At 35.7% G+C, this 12,533-nt stretch carries 13 protein-coding genes; 4 read left to right on the top strand and 9 right to left on the bottom strand.

What is annotated here, in order from left to right:
• Positions 1–6: 6 nt before the first annotated feature.
• From ACXAGJ_RS21680 to ACXAGJ_RS21665, 4 genes are read right to left on the bottom strand one after another with little or no spacing between them, the layout of a single operon-like run.
• A complete protein-coding gene (locus ACXAGJ_RS21680) occupies positions 7–534 on the bottom strand; it encodes a YceI family protein (RefSeq protein ID WP_474842869.1) in 528 nt (175 codons plus the stop codon).
• A gap of 21 nt (positions 535–555) precedes the next feature.
• Positions 556–2,370 carry an amidohydrolase gene (locus ACXAGJ_RS21675; RefSeq protein WP_474842867.1) on the bottom strand — a complete coding sequence of 605 codons (1,815 nt, stop codon included), beginning with the start codon at positions 2,368–2,370 and terminating at the stop codon, positions 556–558.
• 56 nt (positions 2,371–2,426) lie between these two features.
• Complete coding sequence (locus ACXAGJ_RS21670) at positions 2,427–3,197, bottom strand: hydrolase (protein ID WP_474842865.1); 771 nt, start codon at positions 3,195–3,197, stop codon at positions 2,427–2,429.
• 59 nt (positions 3,198–3,256) lie between these two features.
• Entirely contained in the window at positions 3,257–3,970 is a 714-nt protein-coding gene (locus tag ACXAGJ_RS21665) for a pirin family protein (RefSeq protein ID WP_474842989.1), read from the bottom strand.
• A 336-nt stretch (positions 3,971–4,306) separates the two neighbouring features.
• Between ACXAGJ_RS21665 and ACXAGJ_RS21660 the strand changes: the two genes are divergently transcribed.
• Positions 4,307–6,424 carry a sigma 54-interacting transcriptional regulator gene (locus ACXAGJ_RS21660; RefSeq protein ID WP_474842863.1) on the top strand — a complete coding sequence of 706 codons (2,118 nt, stop codon included), beginning with the start codon at positions 4,307–4,309 and terminating at the stop codon, positions 6,422–6,424.
• A gap of 95 nt (positions 6,425–6,519) precedes the next feature.
• On the opposite strand, the gene ACXAGJ_RS21655 is transcribed toward ACXAGJ_RS21660, so the two are convergent.
• Complete coding sequence (locus ACXAGJ_RS21655) at positions 6,520–7,401, bottom strand: helix-turn-helix domain-containing protein (protein WP_474842861.1); 882 nt, start codon at positions 7,399–7,401, stop codon at positions 6,520–6,522.
• A gap of 144 nt (positions 7,402–7,545) precedes the next feature.
• Here ACXAGJ_RS21655 and ACXAGJ_RS21650 point away from each other — a divergent pair, with 144 nt between their 5' ends.
• The 3 genes from ACXAGJ_RS21650 to ACXAGJ_RS21640 all read left to right on the top strand — a co-directional run bounded on the left by ACXAGJ_RS21650 (position 7,546) and on the right by ACXAGJ_RS21640 (position 9,699).
• Positions 7,546–7,929, top strand: coding sequence for a DUF983 domain-containing protein (locus ACXAGJ_RS21650; RefSeq protein WP_073312628.1), 384 nt, complete (start codon positions 7,546–7,548; stop codon positions 7,927–7,929).
• A 52-nt stretch (positions 7,930–7,981) separates the two neighbouring features.
• On the top strand, positions 7,982–8,821 hold the full coding sequence (locus ACXAGJ_RS21645) for a helix-turn-helix domain-containing protein (RefSeq protein ID WP_474842859.1): 840 nt from the start codon (positions 7,982–7,984) through the stop codon (positions 8,819–8,821).
• Between the two features lie 149 nt (positions 8,822–8,970).
• Entirely contained in the window at positions 8,971–9,699 is a 729-nt protein-coding gene (locus ACXAGJ_RS21640; protein ID WP_474842857.1) for a cysteine hydrolase family protein, read from the top strand.
• A gap of 111 nt (positions 9,700–9,810) precedes the next feature.
• Here ACXAGJ_RS21640 and ACXAGJ_RS21635 read toward each other — a convergent pair whose 3' ends face one another.
• The 4 genes from ACXAGJ_RS21635 to ACXAGJ_RS21620 form a co-directional block, all read right to left on the bottom strand.
• Positions 9,811–10,533 carry a YebC/PmpR family DNA-binding transcriptional regulator gene (locus tag ACXAGJ_RS21635; protein ID WP_474842855.1) on the bottom strand — a complete coding sequence of 241 codons (723 nt, stop codon included), beginning with the start codon at positions 10,531–10,533 and terminating at the stop codon, positions 9,811–9,813.
• Between the two features lie 111 nt (positions 10,534–10,644).
• Positions 10,645–10,932, bottom strand: coding sequence for a 4a-hydroxytetrahydrobiopterin dehydratase (locus tag ACXAGJ_RS21630; protein WP_073312648.1), 288 nt, complete (start codon positions 10,930–10,932; stop codon positions 10,645–10,647).
• Between the two features lie 37 nt (positions 10,933–10,969).
• Positions 10,970–11,902 (bottom strand): septum formation inhibitor Maf, encoded by a 933-nt coding sequence (locus ACXAGJ_RS21625; RefSeq protein WP_474842853.1) that lies wholly within the window; start codon positions 11,900–11,902, stop codon positions 10,970–10,972.
• A gap of 39 nt (positions 11,903–11,941) precedes the next feature.
• Positions 11,942–12,529 carry a Maf-like protein gene (locus ACXAGJ_RS21620; RefSeq protein WP_474842851.1) on the bottom strand — a complete coding sequence of 196 codons (588 nt, stop codon included), beginning with the start codon at positions 12,527–12,529 and terminating at the stop codon, positions 11,942–11,944.
• Between the last annotated feature and the right edge of the window lie 4 nt (positions 12,530–12,533).

Below are 12,533 nucleotides of genomic sequence, written 5' to 3'. Positions count from 1 at the left end.
TTGCATTTATTCTTGCTTTATAAACTGCGCGTCAATTACTAAATCTACCGTATCTGCTACCACAATACTTCCTGCTTCAGTTATTGCACTCCAGGTCAAATTGAAATCTTTTCGATTGATTTTACTTCTCATTTCAAACCCTGCTTTAGTTTGACCATATGGATCAACCGCAACACCGTTGAAATCAACATTGAGTGTTACTTCTTTAGTTACGTCTCGGATGGTCAAATCTCCGACTAAGGCACCTCCATTAAAAGATTTAGAGTTGAAGATCATTTCTGGGAAATCATTCGAATTAAAGAAATCATCAGATTTTAAATGATTGTCTCTATCACTGTTTTTAGTATTGATTGAAGCAGTTTTAGCAGAAAAGCTAAATTTTGCGTCGCTGAAATCCTCTTTACTAGCTTCAATTGAAGCATCATATTCTTCAAAGTGACCTTTGACGGTAGAAATCATCATATGCTTCACTTTAAATCCAACTTCAGAATGAGCATGGTCAATACTCCATTTTGTTTTTACTACTGTTTCCATTTTTTATAATTTTTTATGATTTTAATTTGATTGATAGCCTCCAAAATATTTTACAGGAGACCAACTAGGAATTGGTTCTGGTATTGCAGGGCTCATTGCACTGTATTCTTCTGCTCCGTAAACAATGTTACCACCAACAACAGTGAGCACAGATTTTAAGCCGTTAATTTCCTTTTCTGGTATGGTGAAGTAATCATCGGTTAGGATGGCAAAATCTGCGAACATACCATCTTCCAACGTTCCTTTAACTGTCTCTTCGTTAGATACCCATGCACTGCCTTGTGTATACAGATGGAGCGCTTCTTCACGGCTCAATTTATTTTCTTCTGATGCTAGTTGGAAGTCACCAACAGTTTTACCCGTAATCAACCAGTACAGAGCTGGCCAGGGGTTATAACTTGCTACGCGAGTACCATCGGTTCCTGCTCCTACCGGGATCCCCATTTCTATCATCTTTTTTACTGGGGGAGCTTCTTTAGCTTTTTCTGCACCATAGCGCTCTACAAAATATTCTCCAGCATAAGCCATACGTGCCTGAATGGCGATACCTCCATTAAGTGCTTTGATACGTTTCAGATCTTTGATTTGTACCGTTTCGGCATGGTCAAACAACCAACGTTTTGAAGCTAGTTTTCCATTGGTTTCTTGATTCACCTCCTCAAAAACATCTAACATTAGTGATATCGTTTCACCATAGGTTGCGTGAATTCTAAATGGCCATCCATTATCGACATGAAGTCTAACAATACGTTTAAGGTCTTTTCGCCAAGTAGGGCGATCTCGATCAAGTAATGGTTGAGGTGCCAAAAAATTTTCGTAGTCACCGGCACTCCAAGCCAAAAATTCGCCACCACCTTCTAACTCATACCCATGGTCTAGGTGAATTTCACCATTATGACCAACCTCGTTGGTTTCCATCCATTCGGTAAACTCTTCGTATTCTGCTCCTTTGTTCTGAGGGAATAAGTAATAAGACAAACGAATAGGCATTTCACCGGCGTCGGCTAATGTCTTTGTGCCTGTATAATCTTTAGGGAATTTATGACCACCTCCTCCGGCATCAATTCCACTGGTAATTCCAAAAGTGTTTAATTCTCTGTAAAATTGTCTTGTACCGTTTTCCATTTCTGCTTGGGTTAAAGGGGGGAGGCTTCCTATCCGGGCATAGAGAATGGTTGGATTAGGATCAGCGATCAATACACCGGTTAATTTACCATCAGCACCCTTCTGAAACTCAGAGTCTTTTGGTGCCTTTGTATGTTCGTCAATCCCCAAGGCGTCTAGTCCTGCTTGATTTAAATATCCTTGACTATACAAGAAAAGAACATACGTAGGAACATTTCCTGTAGCCTCGTTCAATTCGTCCATAGTAAATAATCGCTTTTCTTCAAATTGAAACGGACTCCAACCTCCAATCACTCGCACCCATTGACCTTTTGGTGTGCGCGCAGCTTGTTCTTTCAACATTTCAAGAGCTCTTTTTAATGTTTTCACTCCGTCCCAACGTACTTCGGCGTTAAAAAATCGTCCGCCGCGCGTAAGATGTAAGTGAGAATCGTTTAATCCGGGAATGAGCGTTCGTCCTTTAGCATCAATTACTTTTGTTGCATCACCTTGCAATGCTAAAATATCTTTGGAAGCTCCAGTTTTAAGAACCTTTCCGTCTTTTATAGCAATGGCTTCTGTAAAAGTGTACGATTGATCCATTACTGCTACTTTTGCATTGGTAACAATTAAGTCTGCGGTATCTTTTGGTTCTACTTTTTTTTCAGTCTGCCTGTTTTTACAAGAGATAGTTAATAGTAGAATACCTATAATAAACAATATCTTTTTCATTGTCAATTGATTTTAAGGCACCTTGTTTCAATGACAAAGTGCCATTAATAAACTACTTACTTCTTGTTGTGACCTTCTGCCTCACTTGCTTCTTTACCGGTCATCCATTTGCTCATTGTTTTGATATAATCAATACCTAAACCATAAGCTCCACCATATTTTTTGGAGATTTTGACCACATCATTGTACTTATCACTTCTGGCCCAATCTCTGTGTATCTCTAACAAGTATTGAAGAGACGTGATTGGTTTAACTCCTGCCTGAATCATGCGGGTAATTGCCATATCATGTGCCTCTTGAGAAGTACCTCCATTAGCATCTACTACGACATACACTTCATACCCGTCTTCGAGAGCGGATAAGGAGGCAGAAAGTGTACATACTTCTGTCCAAAGACCAGCAACAACTAATTTTTTCTTACCTGTCTTCTGTACCGCTTCAACAATACGTTTATCTTCCCAAGAGTTCATTGTGGAACGATCTATGTACTCATTGCTATTAGGATAATGCTCTCTAATTTCTGGGAAAACGGGACCACTAAAAGATTTCTCGGCGACAGTGGTGATAATTGTCGGCACATTGTACAATTTTGTTGACGCAGCTAATAATCCTACATTATTCCTTAACTCTTCGATTGGCTGTGATTCTACTGCAAAAGCCATTTGACTTTGATGGTCAATCATCAATACAACATGATTCGTGGGGTTTAACAATTGTTTTGCTGCATTAGCAGGGTCATTGTTAGGGTTAGGGTTATACATAGCCCACTGGCTATAGGATACCGTTGTCATTAGTAGTACAACGATTGATAAACTTAATTTTCTCATTGTTTTTGGATTTTCGTCAATGTTGACAGTTTATTATTCAGTTTTTAAGTGTTAAAAGATTAATTCATAGGTACTTCCATGAGAAGTAATTCAGTATTGCTATCTGCTTTGATTTCAAGTTGTTCTATATTCCATATTCCAAACCCATCTCGTTTAGAAAGGGCTTGATCGTTAATGGTAGTGGCACCATCAATCACAAAAGCATAAACACCATTTTTCTTGTTGTTCTTTAAATCATAGGTTATGGATTTTCCTTTTTCTAGTGAAGCCATATGAAACCAAGCTTCCTGATGAATCCATACACCTGCATCATCAGCATTTGGCGATAGGATTTGCTGTAATTTGTTTTTTCTGTCATTGGTATTTAGTGTGATTTGGTCATACCTTGGTGTTACTCCTTTTTTATTCGGAAAGACCCAAATCTGTAAGAACTTTACCTGCTTGTCGGGATTGTTATTGTATTCAGAATGCATGATCCCTGTACCTGCACTCATTACCTGTATATCTCCAGATTTGATGACTGCGGTATTACCCATATCATCTCTATGCAATAAATCGCCTTCAAGGGGTATGGATATAATTTCCATATCGTTATGTGGGTGAGTACCGAAACCCATACTTTCTGAAACAATATCATCGTTGAGGACCCTTAATACCCCAAAATGCATTCTTTCCGGATTATGATAATTTGCAAAACTGAAGGTGTGTTTAGATTTTAACCATCCGTGGTTGGCATCTCCTCTTGTATCTGCCTTGTGTAATACGCTGTTCATTGTTTTATTTTCTTTATTTGGTAAATGATTATATCCAACTTTTTCAGGGTCTACATCTTTATTTTTGTTTGAATGGGTTGCACTTACAAGGGTTGAAATTCCTACTAGTGATAAAGCACTTCCAGCAACCGATTTTTTTAAAAAGTCTTTCCGTTTCATCTGATTTTGTTGAATTTTATTCTCTAAACATTAGGCTAATCACATGCCAAAAAAATAAAACCCTGATAATCAAATGTTTAAAATATTAAATAGCTTGTTTATTTTTCTTATTTTTCAGAAAATTCTGTTATTTGAGAAAATTTTAGTTATTTTTAACATAGCAAAACACCTCATAAAATGGTAACACTACACAACGAATTATCTATCAAAGAATGGTTGATTGATGCATTGCCTTACGAAGTAATCTGGGCCGATCAGGCTGGTAAGATTATTTATGCTAATGCTAAGTTTTGTAAGCGTTTAGGTTATAAAAAGTCAGAGTTAATCAAGCTTTCTATTTATGATTTGAATGTGACCGTTACCAAGGATAGTTGGAAAAATCATTGGGAAACTCTTAAAAAAGAAAAGGTTCAGCATTTCAAAGCTATTCATAAAACCAAATCTGGGAGATTTTACGATGCGGAAGTTTTTGCTCAGTTTTTCTCAAATAATGGAAAAAAAATGATTTGTTCTATTATTAATGATATTACTGAGTCTAGTTTTTACAGAAATCTATTGAAGGATGCAGAATCAATTGCCAATGTTGGGGGATGGAAATTTAATTTACAGGATAATTCAATAATTGTTACCGAGGAAGCCTTCTGCATATTGGATACCAAGAATAAAGAAGATTTTTTACCAGGTAATGCGATAAAATTTTTCAAAGAAGAAGAAAAGGTAAAAGAACTTTTTAGAAATGTTTGGAGGGATGAACAAGAATTTGATGAGATTTTAGAGACCAATACAAACCCTTCAAAATTTGTTAGAGCTATTGCAAAACCTATTAAAAAAGGAGACAAGTTGTTTAAAATCATTGGGATATACCAAGATGTTACTGAACAGCATAAAAAAGAAAATAGGTTAAAGTTTTTTAAAGAGATTATTGATAATGCTCAGGATTTGGTCTATGTATATAATCGAGAAGGTAAGCTACTTCATTACAGTGATACTGTTTCAAGACAATTAGGTTTTTCAAAAAAACAACTTAATGGATTTTCAATCTATGATTTGGATGCCAATATTACCAAAGAATGGTGGTATGATCATTTTGATGAATTAAAGGAAAAAGGCTCAATGCATATGGAGTGGTTGATAACTAGAAAAGATGGTACCAAATTCCCTGCAGATATCGTAGCTAATCATTTGATGTATGAAGGTGAGGATATTAATTGTGCGGTAGTTCGGGATATTACTGAGCGTAAAATGCGTGACCTAAAGCTCTTTGAAGCTTTGGAAGAGATTAAGTCTCTAAAAACCAGACTTGAGAATGAAAATGAATATTTACAGCAAGAGATTAGTAGTAAGATAAATGCAGACAATATTGTTCATAAGAGTAAATCATACTCAAAAGTTTTAGAACAAGTTCATCAGGTTGCATCAACAGATACAACGGTTTTAATTACTGGTGAATCAGGTACTGGTAAAGAACTTTTGGCAAGAGCTGTTCATAATAATAGTACAAGAAAGGAAAGACCTCTTATTAAAATTAATTGCGCTACTTTACCTAATGAGCTTATCGAAAGTGAACTTTTTGGTCATAAGAAAGGTGCTTTTACTGGTGCTGTTCAGGATAAAATTGGGAAATTTTCTTTAGCTGACGGTGGGACTATTTTTTTAGATGAAATAGGAGAGCTACCCATAGATTTACAACCCAAATTACTTCGGGTACTTCAAGAAGGAGAATTTGATATGCTTGGTGATAGTAAAACGCAAAAGGTAGATGTACGTATTGTTGCAGCAACAAATAGAGATTTAGAAGAAATGGTAAGAGGAGGAGAGTTTCGAGAAGATCTTTACTATCGATTAAATGTTTTTCCGATAGATAACATTCCGCTTCGAGCTAGAAAAGAAGATATTCCTCTTTTGGCGCAGTATTTTCTCGATAAATATTCGGCAAAAGCAGGAAAGGCTTTTAAACGATTATCTAAAAGAACTATTGAAGCACTTTTGAATTATAATTTCCCTGGTAATATACGAGAGTTAGAGAACTTAATCGAACGGGCTGTGATTATTGAAAGCGGAACTACTCTAAATCCTGGTTCCTGGATACCAAAATCAGCCGGAGAAATTTCTTCTGGTGATTTCAAATCTTTTGAAGAAATGCAAAAAGCATATATAATTGATGTTTTAAATCATACCAAATGGCGAGTAAGCGGACCTAAAGGTGCGGCAACTATTCTAGGAATGAAAGATAAAACCCTTTTTGCAAGGATGAAAAAGTTAGGTATTGAAAAACAAATAAGCTTGAAAAACTAATGCCTGATGGGTATGATTTGTTATAAACAGATTTGAAAATGCTTTCATAACAAGGAGGTAGATGAAAACAATAAGACCTGATGGTTCTTAGATGTTTAGTATTTTTTTCTAAAATCGAAAGGAGTGCTACCGGTGTTGGCTTTAAAAGTCTTAGAGAAATAGGAATACTCTTCAAATCCCAAAAGTTCGGAAATAGAGCTTAAAGAATGTGTACTATGTACCAACATTCTTTTGGCTTCGAGTAATACTCTTTCTTTTATGACATCAGAGCTGGTTTTATTAATGGTAGCTTTTGTAATTCTGTTCAAATGCTTTGGCGTAATATTTAGTTGATCTGCATAAAATTGAACCGATTTCTCCACTCGGAAGTGTTTTTCTACCGCAGCGTGGAAGTTTTCCAGTGCTTTTAAGTACGTTTTTGAAGTTTTTCTAATAACAGGGATGGAGGAGGTGTAATATCGAGTTAAATCAATATATAGTTGATCAATCAGACTGGTTAATTTCTGATATTTATAAACTTCGTCTCCCTGGTGTTCTTCGTTAATTTGGTGGAATAAATATTTGAAATGAGCAATCATGGAATCGCTCAGGTTCAGTATCGAAGGATTTTCAATCGAGAAATAAAAAGGAAACTGAGACAAACTTGCATTGACAAAATTAAACTCATAAAATCCCTGGGTATGGAAAAATATGTATCCTTTTGGTGGAGAGTTAAAATCCCAAAAATGGGTTTGACCCGGTTTTAAAAAGAATACACTACCCGGTTGAATGGTGTAGGTGTTAAAGTCTATTTCATGAATACCGGTACCTTCAGTAAAAAATACACAAAGGAAGAAGTTATGGCTATGAGGTTTACTAATTATGCTTTCATTTCTTTTTAAATGATTTTCAAAAGTATTGCTGTAAAAATCATGGCTGGAAACCTTGTGATCAAACTGCTCGATTTTTAGAATGGGGACGGTCTTGTTTATTTCCATAATGTCCTAAAAGTACAAATTACTGGGATAATACTGTTATTTTAAGAAAGCTTCATATGTTAATTTTATAAGCTCAAAAACAAAACAATATATCCGGTAAGTGTATATGATCACTATCTGGAATGCTAATAAAAATAAAAGATGATGAATTTCTTGAAAGGAACAAAACTGCATAGTATTTTGGGAGGGAGTTGTCCTGTTTGTCAAAATGAAAGTATGTATAAGGAACCCAATCCATATGTGGTTTCTAAGCTGTTTGAAATGAACGAACGTTGCCAATCCTGTGGCACAAAATACAAGATCGAGCCTTCGTTTTTCTATGGTGCCATGTATGTAAGCTATCCTGTAGGGATTATTTTTGCCGCTACAGCCTTTGTGCTTTCCTATTTGGTTTTTGGTTTAGATCTTATCCCTACCTATATCATTATTGTAGCGGTGATGGTGATCTCATTACCGATCATTATACGACTGTCAAGAAACATTTGGATTAATTTTTTCATGAATTACAGGAAAACAAAATCTGTTTAGGATGTATTGGTAAATACATTAAAACCAATAAAAACAAAGAAAATCAGATGATATGAAGTTCACGGGTAGTACAGAAGAATTTATTTATCTAGATACTATAGATCATACCTCGTGCGAAGTGCTGAAACAAAGAGTCAAAAGTTCGCTCACTGTACTTTGGTTCAAATCTGATGAAAACATTTTGAAGATCGATGGAGAGGAAGTTACCTTTCAAAAGGATCAAATTGTTTTTTTAACAGAGTTTCATCATCTAGAACCTGTCAAAATAGGTGCGATTAGGATACTTCGATTCAATCGTTCTTTTTATTGTGTACTGGACCACGATAGTGATGTAGGCTGCAAAGGAGTATTGTTTTTTGGCGCGGCGCAATTACCTGTTGTTTCGATTTCTTCAGAAGAATTATACAAGTTTAACACCGTATGGGAAATGTTTGTTTTAGAAATTAATTCTCGAGACAAACTACAACAAGAGTCTCTTCAGGTAATGCTAAAACGCTTTTTGATCTTGTGTGTTCGATTGTATACTCAGGAAAAACAGTATCCTAATGAAAAAAAAGAAATCAACCTTATACGTGAGTATAACTTTTTGATCGAACAATATTTCAAAAGCAAGCATACCGTAAAAGAGTATGCCAGTTTATTACATAAATCTCCAAAAACCTTATCCAATATTTTTTCCAGATCAGGTTTTAAATCTCCTTTATTCTATATACAAGAACGAATTTTGTTAGAAGCGCGCCGCCAATTGCTACATACTAACAAATCAGTAAAAGAAATAGCTTTCGAACTGGGGTACGAAGATCTGCAAACCTTTAGTAGATTCTTTAAAAAACATCAAGGTTCCTCTCCTTCAGAATATAAAAAAGACCTCAAAATGTCATCAGTGGCATAGAAAACTATTGTTTTTGCGTACTATCCTATAACACTGAGAAAAATTGCTAACTCTTAGGGAATAGTTGTCTACCTCTTGCACTGCATTACTTCAGACCTTTGTAAGGTAATCAATAGATGATTATCAAAAACATTTAAAAATATAGAACTATGAAAAAAATATTGATGATGACTATTATGGTCATAAGTACATTTGCAGGGTATGCACAATTACCAGATCCTGGTTTTGAAGTAGATGCCAGAACGGCAATCGTGATTACAGATCCACAAAATGATTTTTTAAGCCCCGATGGTGTGACATGGGGAGTAGTAGGAGAGAGCGTTACTGCCAATAATACTGTAGAGAATTTGGAAAAGCTATTCAAGGTAGCTCAAGAGAAAGGAATGATGGTCTTTGTTTCTCCTCATTACTATTACAAACATGATCATAATTGGAAAATAGAAGGAGCGCTGGAAGCTTTAATGCATAAAATCAACATGTTTGATAGAAGTCATACTCTCAAAACTGATGGATTTGAAGGTTCTGGAGCAGATTGGTTAGACCGATACAAAAAATATATTGACGAAGATAATGTAGTGGTTACCAACCCACATAAAGTATATGGTCCAGAATCTAATGATTTGGCATTGCAGTTACGTAAGCACGGTTTTGATAATGTAATCCTGGCAGGGATGTCATCCAATCTTTGTACAGAATCTCATATGAGAGATTTGGTAGAATCTGGTTTTAGAGTTGCGGTGGTTAAAGATGCAACAGCTGGAGCTATTTTACCTGGGTTGAATGCATACGAAGCTTCTGTAGTCAATTTCAAAATGATTGCGAGTCATGTATATGATACCGATGAAATTGTAACTAAAATAAAGGCTCACAAAAAATAGATTTTCAATAGTAATTTTTCATGAGTAGTGGTTAATTTTTGTGATAACTAGAAAAGGAGCTGTTTGTGGGAACAGCTCCTTTTTGTATGAAAATAATAGTATTAATTCGTTTTATTCTTCAGAAGTCTCTTGCATCGTATGATAAACATTCTGAACGTCATCATCTTCCTCAATTTTTTCTAGTAGTTTTTCTACATCCGCTACCTGCTCTGGAGTCAATTGTTTGGTTACCTGTGGGATACGTTCAAAACCAGAAGAAAGGATTTCTATATTTCTTCCTTCAAGTTCCTTCTGTATGGTTCCAAAACTTCCAAAAGGAGCATAAATTAAGATTCCGTCGTCGTCCTGAAAAACCTCTTCGGCACCAAAATCAATAAATTCTAGCTCTAATTCTTCTGTATCAATACCTTCGCCATTAATTCTGAAATTACAGGTATGATCAAACATAAATTCTACAGAACCTGAAGTCCCCAAATTCCCATCACATTTATTAAAATAAGATCTGATATTGGCAACGGTTCTATTGTTATTATCGGTTGCTGTTTCTACCAAAATGGCGATCCCATGTGGAGCATATCCTTCAAAAAGCACTTCTTTATAATCTCCTTGATTTTTATCTGAAGCTCTTTTGATCGCTCGCTCAATATTATCTTTGGGCATATTAGCAGCTTTCGCATTCTGAATTACCGCTCTTAACTTTGAATTCGAATCAGGATCAGGGCCGCCTTCTTTTACAGCCATTACTATATCTTTTCCTAATCTCGTAAACGTTTTGGCCATGGCAGACCAACGCTTCATTTTACGTGCTTTTCTAAATTCGAAAGCTCTTCCCATAGTATAAATTTAATCGTGTAGAATACAAACATAAGTAGAAACCAAGTTTTTGGCAAATGTTTGTTCTACATATGTATTGCCAGTGTGTATTGTCCAAAGAGAATTTAAAAATTATTCTCCTTGAATGATAGATTCGATGCTTTTTGCAAGGGCAAAATCATTTTCTGTTACTCCTCCTGCATCATGGGTAGATAGGCTGATATATAGTTTGTTGTACACGTTGGACCAATCAGGATGGTGCTGTTGTGCTTCTGCCTCGAATGCGATTCGTGTCATTACCGAGAAGGCATCTTTAAAATCAATAAATTCGAAAGTAGTATGAATAGCATTTTCGTTATACTCCCATCCATTAATCTCTTGTAATTTTTCTTTTATTTCTGATTCTGAAAGTTTTTTCATTAGTGGATTCTTATAGGTTATTTGATGTTTTTTTTGGTTATTGAAGACCTAACTCTTCTCTTAAGACTTCATCCTTATTACTGTTTTTACCCCAATAGGCAGATTTAATACTCTTTATTTTGGTGGCCTTGGTTACCAATTCTTTGGCATTAGGTCCAAAACCGCTTTTAAAGGTTTCTGTCCAGCTTTCAATTTCATAAGGAAAGGCACTATCAAAACGAATGCTAACTGTTCTATTGAGTTTGGGATAAGCAATCGTATATACATTTTGATTACCTTCTTTTTGTAAAGAAGTAGTTGCTGCATAGGCTTTTACTTCTTTATGTCGTAATCGCGTATACTCAAATGAAGGGATGATTTCTACTTTTCCTATCGGCAATTGATCCGGAGCAATTCTAAGTTGGGTCCAAAGTTCATTTTCGAGAATTACTTTGTCTACTTTTAATTCCTGATCGGCTTCGCCCTGGAAATACGAATGGGACATGATCTCAAACTGTTCTCGATTATTGAGCTGTGCATACACATGACCACACCACTCTTGCATAGAACTGGATACTTTTATCGCGTGGCGATCGTTGGATACCGGATAAAATGTACTTTGCATGATGGAGTACGGATAAATACCAGTATTGAACTTTTTGGTAGCATTTAATTTGAGCACCGGAATGTTATCAGCGTTTTGATAATCGGCCTTCACCTGTACTTTTGGTAAGAAATCTTCGGTAACGTAGATCAATACCGCTTTACCTTGTCTGATTTCACCATATCGTGCTTGTTCTAATTGGTAAGAGGTTATTTCTGCTTCCCCAGCGTACCAGTATTTTTTAAATTCTTCAGAAAGTTCTTTTTTGTCGGTATTAGGAATTACTTTATCAGTGGCAGCTTTGGAGGATTCGTCTGCAACCATATTGCTACACGCTATAAATACCAATACAGTAAGAATGGCAGAGAGTATAATGAACTTTTTCATAGTTTTCTTATTTGCATTTTTCTGCAAATTACGATAATGCTATGATGTAGCCATCTGTGTTAACGTTTCATAAACAAGGTGAGTAGGGAGCCCCATTACGTTAAAATAGCTTCCTTCCAGATTGGTGATTCCTATAAAACCAATCCATTCCTGGATCCCATATGCACCAGCTTTGTCTAGAGGTTGATATGTTTTTACGTAATACTCAATTTCTTCTTTAGAAAGGGCTTTAAAAGTAACTTTGGTACTTTGAAATACCGTTTTTGATTCGGTAGTGGTAGTAAAACAAACTGAAGTGATCACTTCGTGCGTATCGTTGGATAAGGAAGTGATCATTTTACAAGCTTCGTCAAGATCTTTGGGTTTACCCAGTGCTTTATCGTTATGCCATACGATCGTATCGCTTGTGATTAGAATATCATTGGGTTGTAAATCCGTAAAAGCACTAGCTTTTAATTGCGCCAAATAATTCGAAATCTCTTCAGCCTTTAAGTGATCAGGATATATTTCTTCAATTTCTTTGAGTTGAATGGAGAAATCCAGACCAAGATCTTTAAAAAACTGTTGTCTTCTGGGAGAACCCGAAGCAAGAATGATATGATGATCCTTGAGTATTTCGTTGAGCATGTTA

The organism is Aquimarina sp. AWH4_224 (genome assembly GCF_056160245.1).
The sequence above is the reverse complement of the archived record's forward strand: the minus strand, read 5'-3'. Positions and strand labels throughout refer to the sequence as shown.